This is a genomic window from Martelella limonii (genome assembly GCF_013344475.1).
Taxonomy (GTDB): domain Bacteria; phylum Pseudomonadota; class Alphaproteobacteria; order Rhizobiales; family Rhizobiaceae; genus Martelella; species Martelella limonii.
Genome location: NZ_JABUOU010000001.1, coordinates 964,090 through 985,441, shown reverse-complemented (window position 1 = coordinate 985,441; position 21,352 = coordinate 964,090). Strand labels below are relative to the sequence as shown.

Sequence of the window (21,352 nt, the reverse complement as noted above, 5' to 3'; positions counted from 1 at the left end):
TGAGCGTGCTCCGTCAATATGATCAACAATTCATATCCTGCGATTTTCACGGCCGAGGATACAATAATTCAGAATTATTATTGGAAATCAGTGCTTTGAATGAGTGCGAATTTTTAATCGTGCATATCCGTTGACGGATCAAATGTTTTTAAGATATTCAAATGTTCATGAACTGGGACGAGGGAAGCCGATGAGCGCAGACGCGGGCGACTGGAGTTATGCGGATACGGACGAGGAAATGCTCACCCGTATCGCGTGGTACTATTACAATGACGGCCTGACCCAGAGCGACATCGGCGAAAAGCTTGGCATGTCGCGCATCAAGGTGTCGCGGCTCCTGGAGAGCGGGCGCAGATCCGGCATCATCCAGGTGCGCATCAATTCCCGTTATCAGGGCTGTCTCACGCTGGAGCGGGAGGTGAAGGAGCGTTACGGCCTGCAGGAAGCCTATGTCGTTCCGAAGCTTCCCGAGGACAATCCAAGCGACCGCCTCGGCCAGGCTGCCGCGCAGTTTCTGATGCAGAGATTGCAACCGGGCGATCTGCTTGCGGTCGGCTGGGGTGAGACGGTTTCGAACACGATGCAGCGCCTGGGCCATGTCGCCAATGAGCGCAGTATCGGTCTTGTCAGCCTCACCGGCGGTGTTGGCACATATGTCGACGGCATGCGCACTGCCAACTGGGGCAGCAGTGTTCATCTGGTGCCGGCGCCGCTGGTCGTCCGCGATCCCGCCGTTGCCAATACGCTCAGCCACGAGCCGGCTGTCGCCAATCTTCTCGATATGGCGCTGAACGCCTCCTACCAGCTGGTGGGCATCGGAGAAATTTCGCCGTCGTCGACGGTGGTGCGGTCCGGATATGTCACGCCCGACGAGATAGAGCCGCTGCGGCGCAAGGGTGCGGTCGGCGATATTCTCTGCCAGTTCTTCAACGAGCAGGGCGAAGTCCTCGATCTGCCTTTCCACGACCGCGTGATCGGCGTGAAGCTCGCCGGCCTGTCGCGCGCGGAAAAGGTAATCGCGGCGGCCGGCGGCCTGCACAAGGTTCAGGCGATCCACGCCGCGTTGCGCGGACGGTTTGCCGGTATTCTGATTACCGACGAGACCACGGCGGAGGGGCTGATGAAGATCAGGGAGCGGGACGCATGAGCGGCAAGAACACCTATCTGCTCGCAATCGATGCGGGCACGGGCAGCGGACGCGCCGTGATCTTCAATGCGACAGGCGAGCAGATCGCAAGCGCGCAGCAGGAATGGTGGCACAAGCCTGACCCGCGCTTTGAAGGCTCGATGGATTTCGACGTCGAAGGGAACTGGGCGCTGCTTTCGCGCGCAATTCGTTCCGCCCTTCAAAAGGCAGGGATTTCCGGCAGCGATATCGCCGCCGTCAGCGCCACCAGCATGCGGGAAGCCTTTGTGCTGTTCGATCGTGACGGCCGCGAGATCTGGGCCTGCGCCAATGTCGACAGCCGGGCGGGGAGCGAAGTCGGCGCACTGAAACAGGCACACCCTGCACTTGAGGCGGAACTCTACGCGGAATCCGGCCAGACCTTTGCGCTCGGCGCTTTGCCGCGCCTGTTGTGGCTGAAACGAAACCTGCCCGAAATCTACGAGCGCACGCACCGCATAGCCATGCTTTCGGACTGGGTGCTTGCGCGCCTCTCCGGCGTCATTGCCAGCGACCCCTCCAATGCGGGCACCACCGGGCTCTTCGATCTGAAGGCGCGCGACTGGCAACCGAGCGCCATGAGCCGCGCCGGATTGAAAGATGACATTTTCCCTGATTGCGTCGAAACCGGCACAGTCATCGGAAGCGTGACGGAAAAGGCGGCGGCGGAGACCGGTCTTGCCGCCGGCATTCCCGTCGTCATGGGCGGCGGCGATTGCCAGATTGGCACTGCGGGGACCGGGCTCGTCAAGGAGGGCGATTGCGCCGTGCTTGGCGGAACGTTCTGGCAGCAGATCGTCAATGTCTCGCCGAGGCTCACCGACCCGTCGATGGATCTGCGCATCAACCCGCATGTCGTTGCCGGTCTCAATCAGGCCGAAGCGATCAGCTTCTTCGTTGGCGCAGTCATGCGCTGGTTCCGTGACAGTTTCGGCGCAGAAGAAGTGCTGAAGGCGGGAAGCGAGGGCGACGCTTACACGCTGCTTGAGGAGAAGGCGAGGGCCGTGCCGCCTGGCGCCTACGGCATCATCCCGATCTTCTCCGACGTCATGCATTACGGCAAATGGTATCACGCCGCACCTTCGCTCCTGAACCTGTCGATTGATCCGGAGCGCTCCGGCAAGGCCGCGATCTTCCGTGCGCTTCAGGAAAATGCAGCGATCGTGGCTGCCCGCAACCTTTCCCGGATATTCACGCTTTCGGGGATTACGCCGGACAAGATCGTGTTTGCGGCCGGCGCGGCAAAATCCGCGCACTGGGCCCAGATCCTTTCAAGCGCGACGGGCATCCCGGTGGTCACGCCGGTGGTGAAGGAGGCGACCGCGTTCGGCTGCGCCGCTGCCGCTGCCGTGGGGGCCGGGCTTTATGCGGATATGGCGGAGGCGGCGAACGCCTGGATCCGCTGGGATCAGCGGTTCGAGCCGGATGCAGGGCACAAGCAGATCTACGATGAAGCAGGCGAACGCTGGGCGCGGGCCTATGAACTGCAGCTTCAACTCGTTGACGAAGGCGTCACCACCGCAATGTGGAAAGCGCCGGGACTTTAGAATCTTACAACAGTTTCAATACCAAACCGGGAATTTAGATATGCTTGTTCAGTTGGTTAGCATCGCAGTCAAGGAAGGACATGCGGCGGAGTTCATCGAAGCGTTCCGTATCAATTATGAGGGAACGCGCAAGGAGCCCGGCAATGTCAGGTTCGATGTCCTAAGAGACCCGGAAGACGATAACAGCTTCCTGATCTACGAGGTCTTCACCTCGGAAGAGGCGGTCGATGCGCATCGCAAGACAGAGCATTACCAGGAATGCGTCCGCCGCATCGATCCGATCCTCGCCGGGCCGCGCACAAAGACATTCTACCGTGCGGAAATGGCCGAATTTCTGTGATGGCGCAACACGCCGGCCGGGCCTGGAAGGTCCGGCGCGGCGAGCCCGCGCCGGTCTGTGATGAATTGCCCGCTGCTTAAAGGCGACGGGCAAGGGGATTTGACGGTCGGGTCAGAGGCTCGATGCCTTCTTGATGGCGCGGCCGCCCTGCATGATCAGCGGCATGTGCGCGCCCTGACCGGTCAGGAGATCGAGGTTTTCGAGCGGGTTGCCGTCAACGGCGATGATGTCGGCATGGGCGCCGGGCGCAATCACGCCGACCTCGCCTTCCATCCTGAGCACCTTGGCAGCGTCGACGGTCGCGGACCGGATCACGGCATCGGAAGGAATAAAGCGACCCCGCAGCGGAAACTCGCCCGACTGCTCGGTCTGCATCCCGCCCAGAAGGTCAGAGCCGTAGCCCATGGTCACGCCCGCTTCGAATAGCTTCACCAGGCGCTCGAGACCGGCCTCGCGCACATCCGCTACCTTGGCAACCGATTCCGGCGGCAGGCCGAACTCGGCGCCCTTGCGGGCCAGCAGATCGTAGGTGATGTTGGTCGGCACCACGACCGCGCCTTCGCGCGCCACGCGCTTGATGGTCTCGTCGCCGATCAGGTTGCCGTGCTCGATGCAGGTGATGCCGCAGTCGAGCGCCCGAACGATCGCCGCATCGGCGTAAAGGTGGGCCGCGACATAGGTGCCGAAACCGTTGGCGATTTCGACGAGCGCCTTCAGCTCATCGACCGAGTACACCAGATAGCCGACCGGGTCGGAGGGTGACGAAACGCCGCCATCTGCCATTACCTTCAGAAACTGGGCTCCGCCTTTCAGCTCTTCGCGGGCGGCCCGCATCAGCTCCGGCTTGCCGTCGCAGATCCGGCCAAGCGTTCCGAGCGCCTGGGCGTACCAGCTGACGTCGCGGTTGTCGTAGGGGCCGCGGTAATCGGTGTGGCCGCCGGTCTGGGACAAGGCCTTGCCACAGATCACCAGGCGCGGCGCGGTGAAGTGACCTTCTTCCACGGCCAACTGGAGACCGCGGTCGGCGCCGCCAAGATCGCGCACCGTGGTGAAGCCGCGCATGATCATGTTCTTCATCAGCGTGGCTGCGCGCGCAGCCACAAGCGAGGAGGGAAGCGAGGCGTTGAGACCGAGATTGGCGGAGGAGGCGATGGTGTGGACGTGGCAGTCGATCAGCCCCGGCATCACCGTCAGGCCGTCGAGGTCGAGTTCTTCGTCGGCGCTGAAGGAAACCGAGGGTGCGACATCGCGGATGCGGCCGTCTTCAATGGCGATCTGCATCGGCGCGGTCGGCTCGGTCGAGGTGCCGTCAACAATGCGGGCGTTCTTGATCAGGAGGGTGGTCATTTGGTCATCCTTTCGAAGGTCAGATCAGCGCCGGCGCCAGTGTCTGCGCTATGAGTGTCATGTCGGCCATCTGATCGGGCTTGTAGGTGTCTCGCTCCGCATTCAGCGACAGCACGCCGACACAGCGCCCGGCCCAGATCACAGGCGCGCAGGCGCAGGCCTCGCATCCCTTGGACAGGATCAGCTCTGCATCGGGGAAGGCCCAGAGCACGTCCTCGCGCGAATTGCCGAGCCAGCTCTTGCCGCCATCCAGCACCACCTTACCCCATTCGGTCAGGCCCATCGGTTTCAGCGCGCCTGTCGGATAGTCGGACTCGGAACTGTGCATCCGCATCACGTTTCCGGTACCCGGAAGGTTTTTAAGAACCGTCAGGAACCGGAAGCCGAAACGTTCGCGGCAGAGGTCTTCCACAGCGCGGTAGAGCGTGTGGGGCTGGTTGAATTGTGCCTGCGCGCTCAGCAATGCGGCGAGGTCGGCGGAAGAAAGATGAGAGACGGTCATTGTCTTATCCGTAGAAGAAGTTCGGAAGCCACAGCGCGATGCCGGGGAAGATCGCGAGCAGGGCAACACCCACCAGCATCAGCAGGAAGAAGGGGAAGGCGGCGCGGGCGACATAGCTGATCGAGCGACCCGAAATGCCCTGCAGCACGAAAAGGTTGAAGCCGACCGGAGGGGTCACCTGCGCCATCTCGACCATCAGCACGAGATAGACGCCGAACCAGATCGGATCAAAACCGGCCTGCAGCGCAAGCGGGAGCGAGATCGGCAGGCTCATCACCACGATCGAGGTACCGTCGAGGAAGAAGCCAAGGCCGAGATAGAACAGCGACAGCACCACCAGAAGGCCCCATGGCGGCAGGTTGAGCGCCGCAATGCCGTCCGCGACATCGGCGGGAATATGCAGGTAACCGATCGCCGTGGACATGAAGGCGGCCGTGATCAGGATCGAGCAGACCATGGTCGAGGTCCTGAGTGCGCCCATCAGCGTGTCGCGCAACAGGGTGAGCGACAGCTGGCGGGTGACGGCGGCAATGGCGATGGCCGCGATCACGCCGACGGCTGCGGCCTCCGATGGCGTCGCGATGCCCGAATAGATCGAGCCCAGAACGATGGTCATCAGCACCACCAGCGGTGCCAGATCCCAGAGCGCGCGCAGGAAGTCAAACGCGCTGCGGGCCTCGCGCTCGGCCGGCACGAGCGCCGGATTGAGCTTGGCGCGCGTCATGATGTAGACCGAATAAAGCGCCGTGATCATCAGGCCCGGCAGCACGCCTGCGGCAAACAGGCGCGAGATCGATTGCTCCGCAAGGATGCCGTAAACGATCATCACGATTGACGGCGGGATCAGCAGGCCGAGGCTTCCCGCACCCGCCAGAGACCCCAGAGACAGACGGTCATCATAGCCGCGATTGCCGAGCTCTCGGGTCGTGATCCGCCCGACGGTCGCGGTGGTTGCCGGCGAGGAGCCTGAGACGGCGGCAAACAGGGTGCAGCCCAGAACATTGGTGTGCAGCAGACGGCCCGGAATGTAATCGACGAAGGGCGACAGGCCACGGAACAGGCGGGTCGAAATGTCGGTGCGGAAGATGATCTCGCCCATCCAGATGAACATCGGGATCGCCGAAAGCTCCCAGCTTGTGGAATAGCGGTAGATGATGCCGGCGGCGATCGAGCCGATCCGCGACAGGTCCATTCCGTGAAGGAAGAACAGCGCCGAGGTGGCGACAAGGGCCAGCGAGATGAAGACCCAGATCCCGAGGCCGAGAAACAGAAGAAGGAAGGCCAGGGTCGCGGCCGCGGTCAGAAGCGTATCCATATGCTCTCTCTCAGTGGGGCGGCTTATTCGACCGGGGTGGAAAGCGGGGAGCGGGGCGCGGGCGAGGGGTGCCCGGTGATATGGCGCAGACCGTGCGACAATGCTGCAAGCGCAAACAGCGCTAGGCCCACCATCATGGCGCCTTCGGGGATCCATGTCGGCACGGCGGCAACCGAGGAGGAGACGGTTCCGCGCGACCAGGCCCGGGCAACGCGGATCCAGAACATCCATGCAAGGCCAGCAGAAAGCGCGCACGCGACAAGCGCTGCAAATGCAGTCATCAGTTGCTGTGCGCGCTCGGGAAGGCGGTCGAGCACCAGGCCCACGCGGATCAGGTCGCCATGTTCGAGAACATAGCCGAGCGACCAGATGACGCAGACGCTGATCGCGTAGCCGACGAATTCGTCCAGCACGAATGTGGAGGTGGCGAACAGGCTCCGCAGGATGATTTCATAGGCGATGTGGCCTACCATGTAGACCAGCGCACAGGCAGCGATCACTGCGGCCACGCGCGACAGGGCGAAAACGCCGGCATAGAAGCGGGTCATGCGGAGCTCCGGAGGGAAAGGGAAAATGCGCGGGCAGAGCCTGCCCGCGCCCGTCATCTGTGATCAACGGTTGCCGTAGGCTTCCATGATGGACTGCGCACGCGGGCCAGTCTCTTCAACCCATTTGTCAATAAAGGGCTGCGCAGCTGCCGTCAGCGCTTCGGAGAATTCGGCCGGAATTTCCTCGGTCACGGTCATGCCGTTTTCGCGCATGGTGTCGAAGTCCTTGGCGGTGGCGGCGCTCAGAAGGCCCCAGCCAAATCCTTCGGCTTCTTCGGCAGCTTCCTGAACGGCCGCCTGCTGCTCTTCGCTCAGATCTTCCCAGGCGTCGAGATTGACATGGATCGCCTGAAGCGAAGAAGCGTAGTTCACATTGGTGAAGTCCGACTGCAGTTCCCACATCTGCACGCCGACGCCACCATTCGGCGAGGTCAGGACGGCGTCGATGGCATTGGTCGAAAGCTGCGCGGGCACATCCGCCCAGGAGATCTGGATCGGGAAGGCGCCGGCATTCTTCATGGTTTCGGTGGATGCGACATCATAGGTGCGCACCTTCACGCCTTCGAGATCGGCGGTCGAGGTGAACGGCTTGTTGCCCCAGAGGCCGGACGACGGCCACGGCGTCGCCAGAAGCATGATCTGGTTGTTGTCTTCAAGGACTTTCTCATATTCCGGCCGCGCAAGCTCGTAGAGTGCGAAGACATCTTCGGACTTCGGCGCGAGGAACGGCAGGGAGGACAGCTGGAAGATCGGGTCGATGCCGGTCCAGAATACAAATGCCGAGGAGGCAGCCTGAAGTGCGCCATCGCCGACAGCGTCGAAATTGTCGACGCTCTTGTAGCCGAGGGCCGCGCCATGGTGGACGGTGATCTCGACTTCGCCATCGGTCTTTTCCGCAACGGCCTTGGCGAAGAAATCGGCGGTCTGGCCCTGAAGCGAACCGGCGGGATATTCGCTCGACAGATCCCAGTTCACCGCGAATGCGGGTGCGGCGGCAAGGCAAATGCCTGCGGCGGTGGCGAGTAGCAACGTCTTGTTCATATGGACTTTCCTTTTACGGCCCTTGGAACCGGGCAAATTTCTCCAGTCTGCTCGCAGGTTAAAGATAACTTACGAACACCTCTGTCTGCATATTGCGATCAGTTCTGTTCGTAAATCAACCTTCTGCGTGCCAAAAATTGCGTATTCACCCCAGAAAAATGGCAAAAGCCACCCGGCGATCCGCAAGCCATTGGAATCGTTTGGCCTGGAAAATCCATGGCTGGGCTTTGTTTTTAGGGGCGAGCGACGGATCAGGCCTTGCCGGCGATCTTCTTCCAGAGCGCGATCAGCTTGCCGGCCGTGCGCGGATCGGAATCGAAGCTCTGGTGCATGGCAATGCCGCGCAGCACCGAGAGATGAAGCTGCACTTTCAGATCGGCCTCGTCATCATCGACATCGCCACCGACAAGGCGGACGGTGATCTTGTCGCGCTTGCGGATCCATGTGACGAGAATGTCGCGCAGTGCATGGCCGAGTTCGTTGTCCTGGCGCGCGGCAAGCATCAGTTCCATGGCCGCGATATAGCGCCCGTCGGAAAAGATGCAGTCCCACAGCGCATCGATCATCTCTTCGACGGTCAGCTGGTGTTTTTCGGGATCGAGCCCGAATGGGTAGCCGTCGCGCCAGTCGCTGACCAGCTTTTCAAAGGCGGCGACGAGCATGTCGTTGCGGGTCGGAAACTGGTGGGTAAGTGCGCCGCGCGATACCTTCGCCTTCTGGGCGATCAGCGTGGTCGAAATCTGCTCGTAACCGACTTCGACGAGCGCTTCCAATGTTGCTTCGCAGACCTTGCTGCGGGTTTCCTGAGATCGTTCCGCCTGCGTGCGGCGCGGTCTTGCTGAAGTCGGCTGTTCGGCCCCGGCGCTCATGTCCCGTCCCGTGCTCATGAAGTTACGAACCGGTCTACCTGTTTTTGCGGTCTTTGCAAACCAGCTGCGGATTGGCGGTGCCAGCAGGCGGCGCCGCGAGACAGCGTGGGCGCAGCAATCGGTCCGGCAACGCGCATCTGCCATCCTACATAAGGCGTCTGGTCGTTGCGTCGGCGCTGATCTCAATGGAAGGAAAGCGGGAGAGCCGGGGCTCTCCCGAAAGGTCGTCAGCGAGCGACGGCCGAACCGTTGGCATCTTGCGTGCCATTGACGGATATCATGCGGTTTTCGCCTGCGGGCAGCACGATGTTCACGGTCTCGTAGGCGGGTTTGTAATCGCCATCGTGCTGCCAGATCAGCGTAAGGCCGGCATCGTCGCCCGAAAGCGCGTAGCGCGTCACGACATGGGCCGAAGGCTCGCGCCAGTCGATGGTGTCGCCGTCATCCTCATAGTCGACCGCTTCCGCCGAAAATGCGCCGGGGGCCGGGAAGACCGCAAGCGTTCTGACCCGGTCTGCCGCGGCGTTGGCGCGGGTCGCACCGTCCGAGAGCGGGATGACGGATCCGGCGCGCACGAACAGCGGCATGCTCGAAAGCGTCACGGAAAGCGTCACTTCGCTTCCCGGCGCATGATAGTCGCCGGTCCAGAAGTTCCACCAACCCGTGTTGTTCTTCGGCAGGTAGACCGTGCGCTCTTGTGCCTCCTCGTCGACGATATTGGCAACCAGAAGGTCGCGCCCAAGCATGAAGTCGTCCGTCTCTTCGAACGTTCGCGGATCGTGCGGATGGTCGAGGAAGGTCGGCCGCAGCATCGGCTCGTCTGCAGTGCTGGCAAGCCATGTGAGCGTGTAGAGATAGGGCGTCAGACGATAGCGCAGCTTCAGGGCATCGCGCACGAGGGGAAGGACGTCCGGATACATCCACGCTTCATTGGCCGTGCCGTCATCATTCCAGGAGTGGATGGTAAAGCGCGGATGGAAGATGCCGTTCTGGACCCAGCGCACGAAGAGATCCGGCGAAGGCTTCGGGCCGGAAAAGCCGCCGACATCGTGTCCGACATTGTAGATGCCCGACAGCGACAGGGAGAGGCCCATGCGGATATTGTACCGGATGGTTTCCCAGCGGGTGTAGTTGTCGCCGGTCCAGGTCTGGGCGTAACGCTGGATACCGGGGCATCCGGCGCGCGAGATCAGGTATTGCCGGTGATCGGGATCGAATGTCTCCTGCGCTTCCTTTGAAGCACGGCTCATCAGCAGCGAGTGGAGCGGCCGGATGAGGGCGACGGGGATCTCCCTGCCGAACCCGTTGCAGCGGGCCGCGTCGTCCCAGATCTCGTATTCATTGTTGTCGTTCCAGGTGCAGCCAATGCCCTTTTCGAGCAGTTGCTCGGTCACGCCCTTCTGCCACCATGCCACCGCTGCCGGATTGGTGAAATCGAGATGAGCGCCCGAATCGTCCCAATAGACCGCATCGGCATAGGAGTTGGTTTCGCTGTCGGTGATGAACAGGCCGGCATCGAGCGCTTCGCGGAAGCGGGGATGGTCCTGCAAAAGCGCGGGCTTGATGTTGGCAATCAGGGCAAGCTCTGCATCCGCGAATTTCTTCGTCATCGCTTCGACGTCTGGGAACTTGTCGTAATTCCAGTTGAAGACATAGCGCTTCGAACCGATCGACGTGTAGCCGGACGACATCTGGAAACTGTCGCATGGTATGTCGTGCCGGGAGAGTTCCGCCAGAAAGCCCTCCAGCTCTTCCTGCGCATTCGGCCGGTCGGTGTAGGCCATGGTCGAGCCGGAATAGCCGAGCGCCCAGCGCGGCATGAAGGCCGTTCCGCCGGTCAGCCGGGTATGACCCCTGACGAGGGGCAGCATGTCCGGGGCCCATGCGAAATAATAGTCGAGGTCGCCATCCAGCGCCCGGTAGGCGCGGAAGGGCTTGTGATAATTGTCGAACTCATTGCCGAGATCGAACCAGCACGAGGCAAGGTTGTCGTAGAACACCGAAAACGCCCCGGCATCCGGCGTCACGGTGAAGGTGACCGGCAGATGCTTGTAGAGCGGATCGGTGCTCTTGGCGTCATAGCCCATGGCATCGAGATTGCGCATCTCGTAGCGCCTGCCCGAGCGTTCGAGATCGCCCGTCTTTTCTCCGAGGCCGTAGACCTTCTCGCCGGGCTTTCTCAGCAGGAAATGGCTGTTGCGATGATCGCGGATGCCCAGCATGTAGGCGCCGGTCGGGCGCTCCTCGGCGACGAGCTTCCACGAACCATCGGCCTGCTTCGCTTCCCAGCGCATGGTCAGCGGATTGCCGATCGTAAGCCGCAGGGTTTTCGTCTCGATCGTCAGCGTCTCGTCGCCCGTGCAGGCAAATTCCGGCAGCGAAAAGCCGGAGAGATCGTCGCGCAGGCGGCCTTCGAAGGGCACGTCCTCGGCGGGCGCGATCGACCACGTGCGGTCAAGCCGCCAGGCGCCTGCCTTCTTCAGGGAAACCCGGAAAAGGGCTTCCTCCAGAACGGTGATCTTCAGTTGATGTGAACCGTCGACGGCGAGCGTGACGCCATTGGCGTCACGCGCGTCGAGCGCCCATGATTTGAGGGTACGCATTGTCGTATTCCCGTGTCTTTAGCTGCCGTAGCCGAGAAGCAGGCGGGGCAGGGCGAGGCTGATCGCCGGAATGTAGGTCACCAGCATGAGGACCGCGATCAGCGTCAGGAAGAAGGGGATCAGCGGTTTCAGAACCTTCGGGATCGTCGTCCCGCCGACCGAGCAGCCGATGAAGAGCGCCGATCCGACCGGCGGGGTGCAGATGCCAACGCACAGATTGAGGGTCATCATCACGCCGAACTGGACCGGGTCCATGCCGAGCTTTTCAACCACCGGCATCAGGATCGGCGTGAAGATCAGAAGCGCCGGCGTCATGTCCATGAAGGTGCCGACGACGAGCAGGACCAGATTGATGATCAACAGGATCATGATCGGGTTGTCGGTCAGGCCGAGCATATAGCTCGAGATCATGTTCGGAATGTTGCCGAAAGCCATGGCGCGCGACATCGCGATCGAGCAGCCGATCATCAGGAGCACCACCGCAGTTGTGACGGCGGACTCGAGAATGATTGAGGGCAGTTGCTTGATCGAGGTCTCGCGGTACCAGACGAAGGCGAGCAGCAGCGTGTAGACCACCGCGATCGCAGAAGCTTCGGTGGCCGTGAAGATACCGCCGATGATGCCGCCCATGACCACGATGACGAGGCCGAGTGGCAGAAGCGCATCGAGGCCCTTCTTCACGAATTCGCTGCCCGAGGGGCGCGGCTGTGTCGGATAGCCGCGCTTCTTGGCGATGATGCCGGCGACGATCATGATGCCGACGCCCATCAGGATGCCGGGCACATAGCCGGCAACGAAGAGCGCTGCAACCGAGGTGCCGCCGGTGATCAGCGAGAACACGATGAAGGTGGCGCTCGGGGGAATCAGCAGGCCGGTTGTGCAGGAGGAGATGTTGACCGCGGCCGAAAACGCCGGGTCGTAGCCTTCCTTCTTCTGCAGCGGCGCCATGACGCCGCCCACGGCGGCGGCGGAAGCGACCGCGGAGCCCGAAAGCGCGCCGAACATCATGTTGGCGAGCACATTCACATGCGCGAGCGAACCGGGCAGGGCGAAGCCGAGGACCTTGCCGAAATCGATCAGCCGGCGGGCAATGCCGCCGCGATTCATGATGTTGCCGGCAAGGATGAAGAACGGAATGGCAAGCAGGGTGAACGAATCAAGGCCCGAGGCCATCTGCTGTGCGACGATGAAGAAGGACTGGTCGAAGCCGACAAACAGCATGAAGGTGAGGGCTGCCGCGACGCCGATCGCAAAGGCGATCGGGACGCCGATCAGCATCAGAACACCGAAACTGCCGAACAGCACCAGAGGGGCGTAAGACATCAACATAGTGTGGTTTCCTTAGTCCAGGCCGCCGCCGGCGGTTTCGCTCTGGCCGATCTCTACCGCGTCGTCGCGAGTGACGACTTTCAGCGCCATCTGCAGGCAGTAGAACAGGATGATCGCGCCGCCGATGGGGAGCGCCAGATAGATGTAGCCCATCGGCAGCTGCATGGCCGGGGACACCTGTCCGTTTGCAAGCGTGCGGGCAACGAGGCCGCCGCCGCCCTTCATCATCACCATGATCGCGAACAGGGCGATGATGGCGAGAACGAGCAGTTCCGACGCCTTCTTTTGCCAGCCCGACAGGGCCGGGGCCAGGAGTTCGATGGCAAGATGACGGCCTTTGCCGAACGTATATGCGCCGCCGATCAGGGCGACCCAGATGAACAGGAATCGCGAGATCTCGTCCGTGTAGATGGATGGCGTCTGCAATACATAACGGCTGACGACCTGCCAGACGACGCATCCGACCATCACCGAGAACCCGATGACGATCGCAACGCCGAGCAGGGCGTCGATCACGCGTGCAATGGCATTCACCAGGCGGCTGAATATGTCGGGTTTCTGATTTGCAGACATCCGACCCTCCCTTGTGTCTATTTTTTCGCAGCCCCCTTGGACCCAGAAGACCGGGCTGATCGGCGCGAGATTGCCCCAGTTTCAAAAATTGGTCAACCAATTAGTGAATTTGGTTGACAGTCATGGGGAATTGGTCAACCTATCGCCCATCCGCTGCGAATTTGGCACCTGAAGGCGGTCTTTACATCATTCATCCAATCCTGAAATGAAAAGGTGCCGGGAGGACAGAAATGAAAGTCTCGACCAAACTCGCTCTGGTATCCGGCGCGGCCGCTATCGCATTTGCTGCTTCGGCAGAGGCGCGCACGCTGCGTCTGAACCACAACAATCCGCCTGATCATCCGCTGCATGGCTCGATGGAGTACATGGGTGAACGGCTTTCGGCGCTGACCGATGGCCGCTGGGACATTCAGGTTTTCCCGAACGGTCAGCTCGGCAACCAGCGCGAATCCATGGAACTTGTCCAGAGCTGCGCCCTTGATATGGCAAAGAGCAATGCCTCGGAACTGGAAGCGTTCACGCCGGCCTATTCCGCGCTCAACCTGCCCTATCTTTTCGTCAACGAAGACCACCTCTTCGATGTCCTGACCGGTGAAATCGGCGATGAAATTCTTGATTCGTCGCGTGAGAACGGCTTCCAGGGCATTGGCTTCTTCGTCGAGGGCGCGCGTTCCTTCTACGGCAACAAGGCGATCTATTCGCCCGAAGACCTGAAGGGCATGAAGATCCGCGTCCAGCCGAGCCCGTCGGCCATCCGCATGGTCGAACTGCTTGGCGGCAACCCGACGCCGATCGCCTGGGGCGAGCTTTACAGCGCGCTGCAGCAGGGCGTCGTCGATGGTGCCGAAAACAACCCGACGGCGATGACGACTGCCCGTCACGGCGAAGTTGCCAAGCACTTCTCGCTCGACGAGCACACGATGATCCCGTCCGCAGTCGTGATTTCGAACTGCGCCTGGGATGAGATGACGGACGAAGACAAGGCCGCCTTCCATGAGGCCGCGATCGATGCTGCCCGTTACCATCGCGAAGCCTGGGACAAGATCAGCGATCAGGCGATGGTCGACATGCAGGAACAGCTCGGCGTCGAAGTCAACGAAGTCGACAAGGCGCCCTTCGTGGAAGCCGTACAGCCGATGTACGAGGAAATCACCAGCACTTCTCCTGTTGTCGCCGACCTCGTCGCTCGCATCCAGGAAGAAGGCAAGAACTACGGCGGCCAGTAATCCGCCGCTCTGTGACAGGATGGCCGCCGGCGACGGCGGCCATCGGTTGAAAAATATACGAAAAGATATTCATTCTTGTGGAGGGGTGAAATGCTCGAACGGTCCGATCTCGCAGAAAACGCGTTGGCAGCCCTGCATGATGAGGACTACGACCGCCCCTTCAATCTTCAGAACCTCAACCACACAACCATGATCTTCATGGGCGACCGCCAGCAGCAGTCGCTCGACGGTGAATGGAATTTCTGCGTCGACATTCTCGATACGGGCCTGCGCCAGAAGTGGTTTGCGATGCAGCCAGCCGATCCGGCAGAGAGGCTCGAACCCTGGGATTACGACCCGTTCATGGGCGAGACCGTGCCCGTGCCGTCATGCTGGCAGATGCTGAAGGAGAAGTGGTACTTTTTCGAAGGCAGCGCCTGGTACACGCGATCCATCGACTTTTCGCGCAAAGCCGGCAAGCGCAGCTTCCTGCGTGTCGGCGCCGCGCAATACGACTGCAAGGTCTTTCTGAATGGCGCCTTCGTCGGCAATCACTATGGCGGCTCGACGCCTTTCTTTGCAGAGCTCACCGATCGCCTGAAGGATGGCCGCAACTGGCTGATGCTCTGCGTCAACAATGTGCGCACCACCGATCGCGTGCCGATGCGCAATACGGACTGGTTCAATTATGGCGGAGTCTACCGCGAGGTTTCGCTGATCGAGACGCCGGAAAGCCTGATCCGCGATTTTTTCATTCACCTGAAGCCTTTCGCGGATGGCTCGGTTCTTTCCGCAAGTGTCGTTGCAGAGGGCGCGGACAGTGCCACGATCGCTATCCCCGAACTCGGGATCAGCCGGACGGTCGCGCTTGAAGATGGCCGTGCGACGGTGGACATTGAAGCTGCACCCCTTCTCTGGTCGCCAGAACGTCCGAAGCTCTATGATGTGCATGTCAGCGCGGGCGATGACCGCGTGTCCGATCGCGTCGGTTTCCGAACGATCGAGCGCCAGGGGCGTGAGCTGCGTCTCAATGGCCGGCCGCTCTGGCTGCGCGGCATCTCCGTGCATGAAGATGACGAAAAGCGCGGCAAGGTGGTCACCGAAGAGGATCTTCGCCGGCGCTATCAGCATGCCAAAGACATGGGCTGCAATTTCGTGCGGCTTGCCCACTATCCCCACCATGAACGCGCGGTCGAACTCGCCGATGAATTCGGGCTCATGGTCTGGGCCGAGATCCCGGTCTACTGGGCTATCGACTTTGCCAATCCGGCAACCGAGCGCGATGCGCAGAACCAGTTGCTGGAACTCATCCGCCGCGACCGCAACCGCGCAAGTGTCGTGATCTGGTCGGTCGGCAACGAAAACGCCGATACCGATGCGCGGCTTGCCTTCATGAAAGGATTGGCCGAGACCGCGCGCGCCGAGGACCCGACCCGTCTGATCGCTGCCGCCTGTCTCGTCAACCACGCCAAGCTCAAGATCGAGGACCGGCTTGCCAGCCACCTCGATATCATCGGCATCAACGAATATTACGGATGGTATGACGAGGATTTTTCCGAATTGCCGAAGATCCTCGCCAATTCGCAGCCTGACCGCCCGGTTGTGATTTCGGAGACCGGCGCGGACGCCGACATCACCGAAAAGGGCCCGAAGACGGGGCTGTTTTCCGAAGACTATCAGGCCGAGGTCTATGAAAAGCAGATCGCGACCCTGAAAGAGCTCGATTTCGTCAAGGGCATGTCGCCCTGGATACTTTATGATTTCAGGACCGAACGCCGGCAGGGTATCTTCCAGCGCGGTTTCAACCGGAAGGGCCTGATTGCCGCCGACAAGGCCACGAAGAAGAAGTCCTTCGCGATATTGCGCTCTTTTTATCATGCAGTGGCGGCAAGGGAGGCTGAGGAATGGGAGAGGTCGTGAAGCGCCGCTATCAGGAAGTGGCGGTTGAAATCAGGCAGATGATCGCCCGTTCCAGCCACAAGCCCGGCGACCGGCTGAAGACCGAGCGCCAGATGGCTGAAGAGCTGGGCGTCAGCCGCTCGCTTGTGCGCGAAGCCGTGATCACGCTTGAGCTTGAGGGTCTCGTCGATGTGCGCAAGGGTTCGGGCATCTATCTTGCGGTTCCTGCAGACGTCACCGAAGAAGCCGAGCCGCCCGTCGATGACCTGCCGGATGATTTCGGTCCTTTCGAATTGCTGCAGGCCCGCCAGCTTCTGGAATCGACAATTGCCGCCTTCGCTGCGGAAATGGTGTCGATGGCCGATATCAGACGCATGCGCGAGGCGCTCGACATGGAGCGGGAGGCGATCGAGAAGGGCAGCGATGACGGCTATGCCGCAGACGAGCTGTTCCACAGGTTGATTGCCGTCGCGACCCAGAATTCGGTGCTGGTCGACATGCTCGACGAACTCTGGGCCAAGCGCAAGCGGAGCCGGATGTGGGCACAGTTGCATACGCGGGTTTTCGATACCGATTACCGCCGTCGCTGGCTGCATGATCATCAGGAAATCCTGCAGGCGCTGCAGAAGAAGGACGCGGCACGCGCGCGTCAGGCGATGTGGAACCATCTCCAGAATGTACGCGAGACGCTGATGGCGCTTTCCGACGTCGATGACCCCGCCTTCGACGGCTATGTCTTCGGTTCGCATGAACTGGGACGGGTCGTGAAATGATCATCCGCCGGGATGCCCAGTGAGAGTTTTGCCGGCCTGCAGGGTTTTGAGCGCGTTTGCGCCTGCGAGCGCGGCCGGCATCGGAAATGACAGGAGAATAGCATGAAGGAAAGCTGGCGCTGGTTCGGCCCCAATGATCCGATTTCGCTTGCAGAAGTGCGCCAGACCGGCGCGACGGATATCGTCTCTGCGCTGCACGAGGTGCCGAACGGCGTATTGTGGGAACGCGATGCGATTGCCGCCCGCCGTGACATGGTTGCGAAGGCTGGGCTGACCTGGTCCGTGGTCGAGAGCATTCCCGTGCACGAGAAGATCAAGACGGCTGAATCCGGCTGGGAAAAGCTTGCCGAAACCTGGGGCCGCTCCGCCCAGAATCTGGCGCGTGAAGGCATCAACACGATCTGCTACAACTTCATGCCCGTGCTTGACTGGACCCGTACGGACCTGACCTATCCGCTGGAAGACGGCGCGCTGGCGCTGCGGTTCGATTACCCGCTTTACGTCGCGTTCGACCTGTTCGTTCTGAAGCGCAAGGATGCTGAAGCCGATTACAGCCCGGAAGTCATCGCGAGAGCCGAGGCCCGTTTCAAGGCGCTTGATGCTGACGCCGTTGCCAAGCTGACGGCGACGGTGCTGGCCGGCCTGCCGGGCGCCGAGGAGAGCTATACGCTCGACGATTTCCGCGCCCAGCTCGCGCGCTATCAATCCATTGACGCTGCCGCACTTGCCGAACAGCTCTCCCGCTTCCTCGAAATCGTCGTGCCGATGGTGGAAGAGGCGGGCGCCGTGATGGCGATCCACCCGGACGATCCGCCGCGGCCGCTTTTCGGCCTGCCGCGCGTTGTCTCGACGGTTGCGGATATGGACCGTATAGCCGCCCGCATTGAAACCCCTGCGAACGGCTTCACCTTCTGCACGGGTTCCTACGGCGTTCGCGCCGATAATGATCTGCCCGCAATGCTGAGGAAGCATGGCGACCGGGTGCACTTCCTGCATCTGCGCGCGACCCGGCGCGAGGAGGACGGGATGAGCTTCCACGAGGCTCCGCATCTCGACGGCGACGTCGATATGGTGGCCGTCGTCAAGGCGGCTCTGGAGGTGGAAAGGGCAAGGGGCGTGCAGATCCCGTTCCGCCCGGACCATGGCCATGCGATCCTTGACGATCAGTCGCGTAAGACCAATCCCGGCTATCCGCTGATCGGGCGTCTTCGCGGTCTTTCGGAGGTGCGCGGTATCGCGCGCGCACTTTCTGCAGCGCTTTAGAAATCGTAATCAAGTATATGAAAACATTGGCGAACGGTTTCGGAAGTCCGGAGGCGTTCGTTTGCTTTTGTCTGGTGCGCTGGCATTTTCGAGCGTCCGGCTTTTGCAGGAGGTCTCATTTCAGCGCGCCGCTTGCATGGCGATAGCGCCAGCCGGACTGCGCCATGATGGCGACATGGATCGCCACCGCTGCGGCGAGACCGATGAGATGATCCGCGATCGTGATGCCCGGAACGCGGAACGCGACCAGCAGCGTTGCCACGCCGAGCGGCAGGAACAGCAGGAGCGCCGTCACGAGGCCCGGATTGTAGCATCTGAGCCGCACTGTGGTTACGGCGTGAAGCAGGGCATTGACGATGAGGAGATAGGGCGCGACGAGAGCAGCGCCCGGCGCTGAAAGCAATGCTGCATAGAATGCGAACAGATTGACGCCCCAGACCACCGGCAGGTTGACCACGAGGACATCCACCGGGCGCAGCACTTCCAGTCCGTGGAACATCTGCGCATTGGCAAAATGGCGGAACCGGTCGCCGCTGTGTTCCTCGACCTGATGAAACATGTAGACCGGAAGGTGCAGGAAGATCAGCGTCGCGAACAAGGGCGTCGAGAGCGCGATGGCTGGTAAGAGCGCTGTGAAGCCGCAAGCCATGAACAACGCTGCAACGACCCAGCGTTTAGCAAGCCATGCCACCATCGATAACCTCCCACGCGTTCGCAATCCATCGCTATGACGGTGCATGAAGAGCGGACTTAAATCAACTTCGGAGGCGGGCGTCACGCCCGGATCGGTGAGGCGTGTCTCGCGCCGGGCCCTTGCGAAGCCGCTGCTGATGCCACGCTTTTGAAGCGATCACCATGATCTTCGCTCGAAGACAAAACGGTATCTGCTGCATCAGCAGCGCCCCTTTGCCCCCATGCTTCTGCCCGTCCGCGCTTGTGATCGGCGTCGCTTTTCACTAAACAGCACGGAAATTGTCCGCTGCTGAATGGTGCTTCCTTGATTACCCGGATCTGGAATAACTTCTTCGCCCCGCTTCTGCGGAGGCCTGCCCATGTGCAGATTGCCGCACTCTGCTACCGCATGACGGAAGCTGGGCCTGACGTGCTGCTCATCACCTCGCGGACCACCCGACGCTGGATCATCCCCAAGGGCTGGCCGATGAAGGGCACGGACGGGCTTGGAACGGCGCTGGAAGAGGCCTGGGAAGAAGCAGGCGTGAAGCAGCGTGGCGCGGATGCGCTTCGCATCGGACGCTATCGCTACAAGAAGATCTTCGATGGCGGGCTGCCGGTTGCGACCGATGTGCACGTCTATGCGATCGAAGTGCTCGAACTGTCCGACACCTTTCCGGAAATGGGGCAGCGGGAGCGCAAATGGATGCGCCACCAGGAGGCGGCTCTCGTTGTCGACGAGCCGCAGCTGAAGGCAATCCTGAAGGATCTTCCGGCTCTGCTCGAACAGGCGCGATGACTGTCGGCGGCACGCGCTGGCCCCTTCGTTTATGGGACTTCAAGGAAAATCGACATTGACTGAAAACGGCAACCGGGACTGGAAGACGCTCGACAAGGACCTGAACCGTCTGACGCGTCTGGAAGAAGCCTCCATGTATACCGCGCGTCCGCTCGTCGGCGTCGGGATCAGCCTCGTCTTCGTTTCGTTTGCTGCCGTGGCAGCGGCAATCTTCGCAGGCGGTGAGCCGCAAAGCATTGCCCTCGTCGTTGCCGCAGCCTTCGGGGCCTATATGGCGCTCAATATCGGCGCCAATGACGTCGCCAACAACATGGGCCCGGCCGTCGGGGCAAAGGCGTTGTCGCTTCTGGGCGCGATCGCGATTGCCGCGGTGTTTGAAAGCGCAGGCGCGCTCCTCGCCGGCGGGGATGTGGTCTCGACGATTTCCAAGGGCATCATCGATCCTTCGGCGCTCTCAAATGCCGCCGTCTTCGTCCGCGCCATGATGGCCGCGCTGCTTGCCGCATCGATCTGGGTGAATATGGCGACATGGATCGGCGCGCCGGTTTCGACGACCCATTCCGTCGTCGGCGGCGTCATGGGCGCGGGAATCGTTGCCGCGGGCGTCGGGACGGTCAACTGGTCCACCATGGGCGCCATTGCCGCAAGCTGGGTGATCTCTCCGCTTCTTGGCGGCATCATCGCCGCTGCCATGCTCGCCTTCATTAAATGGCGGGTGATCTATGTCGAAGACAAGATCGCCGCGGCCAGGACCTGGGTGCCGGTGCTGATCGGCGTGATGAGCGCCGCCTTCGCGACCTATCTTGCGCTCAAGGGCCTGAAGAAGGTCGTGTCGATCGACTTTACCACGGCGCTCGCGATCGGAGCGGTGACCGGCATCGCGCTCGGTCTGGTCTCCGTGCCTCTCGTCCGCCGCCAGTCGCGCGGGCTTGAGAACCGCAACCGGTCGCTGAAATCGCTGTTCAGCGCGCCGCTGGTCGTCTCGGCAGCGCTGCTCTCCTTTGCCCATGGCGCCAATGATGTGGCCAATGCCGTCGGCCCGCTCGCCGCCATTGCCTATGTCAACCAGTCCTCGGCCGTCGCCGGCGAGGTCTCGATCCCGCTCTGGGTCATGCTGATCGGCGCGCTCGGCATTTCATTCGGTCTTGTCCTGTTCGGCCCGAAGCTGATCGGCATGGTCGGCAGCCAGATCACCAAGCTCAATCCGATGCGTGCCTATTGCGTCGCGCTCTCGGCGGCTGTGACGGTGATTGCCGCATCCTGGCTCGGCCTGCCGGTGAGTTCGACGCACATTGCCGTTGGCGGCGTCTTCGGCGTCGGCTTCTTCCGCGAATGGTACACGGAGCGGCGCGCGCGCAAGCTGATGAGCGAGCGGCCCGTCAGCCAGCGCATGCCAGGCCAGGAGCGCGCCCGCCGCAAGCTCGTGCGCCGGTCCCATTTCATGACCATTATCGCCGCCTGGGTGATCACGGTTCCGGCCGCCGCTCTCCTGTCGGCAGCGTGCTTCCTGCTCTTGCGTGCTATCGGCTTTTGAGGCGGCGTTCGGCGGATCAGCCATGCGT

At 61.5% G+C, this 21,352-nt stretch carries 19 protein-coding genes; 9 read left to right on the top strand and 10 right to left on the bottom strand.

All coding sequences use genetic code 11. The annotated features are described in order from the left end of the window. The first annotated feature begins 190 nt into the window (after positions 1–190). Genes HPQ62_RS04590 through HPQ62_RS04580 form a run of 3 tightly spaced genes read left to right on the top strand, consistent with a single transcriptional unit; the run spans position 191 to position 3,052 of the window. Complete coding sequence (locus HPQ62_RS04590) at positions 191–1,147, top strand: sugar-binding transcriptional regulator (protein ID WP_174801289.1); 957 nt, start codon at positions 191–193, stop codon at positions 1,145–1,147. Beyond that, positions 1,144–2,712, top strand: a complete 1,569-nt coding sequence (gene lsrK, locus HPQ62_RS04585; protein ID WP_174801288.1) for an autoinducer-2 kinase — start codon at positions 1,144–1,146, stop codon at positions 2,710–2,712. The genes HPQ62_RS04590 and lsrK overlap by 4 nt, the downstream gene beginning before the upstream one ends. 40 nt (positions 2,713–2,752) lie before the next feature. After that, positions 2,753–3,052 (top strand): antibiotic biosynthesis monooxygenase, encoded by a 300-nt coding sequence (locus HPQ62_RS04580; protein ID WP_174801287.1) that lies wholly within the window; start codon positions 2,753–2,755, stop codon positions 3,050–3,052. A gap of 111 nt (positions 3,053–3,163) precedes the next feature. Here the strand turns inward: HPQ62_RS04580 and HPQ62_RS04575 are convergent, their stop codons facing one another. The 9 genes from HPQ62_RS04575 to HPQ62_RS04535 all read right to left on the bottom strand — a co-directional run bounded on the left by HPQ62_RS04575 (position 3,164) and on the right by HPQ62_RS04535 (position 13,179). Then, a complete protein-coding gene (locus HPQ62_RS04575) occupies positions 3,164–4,399 on the bottom strand; it encodes a metal-dependent hydrolase family protein (protein WP_174801286.1) in 1,236 nt (411 codons plus the stop codon). 19 nt (positions 4,400–4,418) lie between these two features. Beyond that, entirely contained in the window at positions 4,419–4,901 is a 483-nt protein-coding gene (locus HPQ62_RS04570) for a GAF domain-containing protein (RefSeq protein WP_174801285.1), read from the bottom strand. 4 nt (positions 4,902–4,905) lie between these two features. Beyond that, positions 4,906–6,216 (bottom strand): TRAP transporter large permease, encoded by a 1,311-nt coding sequence (locus tag HPQ62_RS04565; RefSeq protein ID WP_174801284.1) that lies wholly within the window; start codon positions 6,214–6,216, stop codon positions 4,906–4,908. A gap of 23 nt (positions 6,217–6,239) precedes the next feature. Further along, the gene (locus HPQ62_RS04560; protein WP_174801283.1) at positions 6,240–6,764 is read right to left on the bottom strand and encodes a TRAP transporter small permease subunit; all 525 of its coding nucleotides are present in this window, start codon (positions 6,762–6,764) and stop codon (positions 6,240–6,242) included. Between the two features lie 63 nt (positions 6,765–6,827). Beyond that, entirely contained in the window at positions 6,828–7,805 is a 978-nt protein-coding gene (locus HPQ62_RS04555) for a TRAP transporter substrate-binding protein (RefSeq protein ID WP_174801282.1), read from the bottom strand. A gap of 251 nt (positions 7,806–8,056) precedes the next feature. After that, the gene (locus tag HPQ62_RS04550) at positions 8,057–8,674 is read right to left on the bottom strand and encodes a TetR/AcrR family transcriptional regulator (protein ID WP_174801281.1); all 618 of its coding nucleotides are present in this window, start codon (positions 8,672–8,674) and stop codon (positions 8,057–8,059) included. Between the two features lie 227 nt (positions 8,675–8,901). Beyond that, positions 8,902–11,277 (bottom strand): glycoside hydrolase family 31 protein, encoded by a 2,376-nt coding sequence (locus HPQ62_RS04545; protein ID WP_174801280.1) that lies wholly within the window; start codon positions 11,275–11,277, stop codon positions 8,902–8,904. A gap of 18 nt (positions 11,278–11,295) precedes the next feature. Continuing rightward, on the bottom strand, positions 11,296–12,606 hold the full coding sequence (locus HPQ62_RS04540) for a TRAP transporter large permease (RefSeq protein ID WP_206678036.1): 1,311 nt from the start codon (positions 12,604–12,606) through the stop codon (positions 11,296–11,298). Positions 12,607–12,618: 12 nt separating this feature from the next. Beyond that, positions 12,619–13,179: a TRAP transporter small permease gene (locus tag HPQ62_RS04535; RefSeq protein ID WP_194246262.1), complete on the bottom strand. Its 561-nt coding sequence runs from the start codon at positions 13,177–13,179 to the stop codon at positions 12,619–12,621. A gap of 230 nt (positions 13,180–13,409) precedes the next feature. Between HPQ62_RS04535 and HPQ62_RS04530 the strand changes: the two genes are divergently transcribed. From HPQ62_RS04530 to uxuA, 4 genes are all read left to right on the top strand, one after another. Further along, on the top strand, positions 13,410–14,405 hold the full coding sequence (locus tag HPQ62_RS04530; protein WP_174801279.1) for a TRAP transporter substrate-binding protein: 996 nt from the start codon (positions 13,410–13,412) through the stop codon (positions 14,403–14,405). A 90-nt stretch (positions 14,406–14,495) separates the two neighbouring features. Next, the gene (locus HPQ62_RS04525) at positions 14,496–16,304 is read left to right on the top strand and encodes a glycoside hydrolase family 2 protein (RefSeq protein ID WP_174801278.1); all 1,809 of its coding nucleotides are present in this window, start codon (positions 14,496–14,498) and stop codon (positions 16,302–16,304) included. After that, positions 16,289–17,056, top strand: coding sequence for an FCD domain-containing protein (locus tag HPQ62_RS04520; RefSeq protein WP_174801277.1), 768 nt, complete (start codon positions 16,289–16,291; stop codon positions 17,054–17,056). Before HPQ62_RS04525 ends, HPQ62_RS04520 begins: the two co-directional genes overlap by 16 nt. Before the next feature lie 102 nt (positions 17,057–17,158). Next, on the top strand, positions 17,159–18,319 hold the full coding sequence (uxuA, locus tag HPQ62_RS04515) for a mannonate dehydratase (RefSeq protein ID WP_174801276.1): 1,161 nt from the start codon (positions 17,159–17,161) through the stop codon (positions 18,317–18,319). A 115-nt stretch (positions 18,320–18,434) separates the two neighbouring features. Here uxuA and HPQ62_RS04510 read toward each other — a convergent pair whose 3' ends face one another. Then, a complete protein-coding gene (locus tag HPQ62_RS04510) occupies positions 18,435–19,013 on the bottom strand; it encodes an HXXEE domain-containing protein (protein WP_174801275.1) in 579 nt (192 codons plus the stop codon). 360 nt (positions 19,014–19,373) lie between these two features. On the opposite strand from HPQ62_RS04510, the gene HPQ62_RS04505 reads away from it, so the two are divergent. Together HPQ62_RS04505 and HPQ62_RS04500 are read left to right on the top strand one after the other, a co-directional pair. Continuing rightward, positions 19,374–19,790, top strand: a complete 417-nt coding sequence (locus tag HPQ62_RS04505; protein WP_342343672.1) for an NUDIX hydrolase — start codon at positions 19,374–19,376, stop codon at positions 19,788–19,790. A gap of 31 nt (positions 19,791–19,821) precedes the next feature. Further along, positions 19,822–21,324: an inorganic phosphate transporter gene (locus tag HPQ62_RS04500; RefSeq protein ID WP_174801273.1), complete on the top strand. Its 1,503-nt coding sequence runs from the start codon at positions 19,822–19,824 to the stop codon at positions 21,322–21,324. The last annotated feature ends 28 nt before the right edge of the window (positions 21,325–21,352 follow it).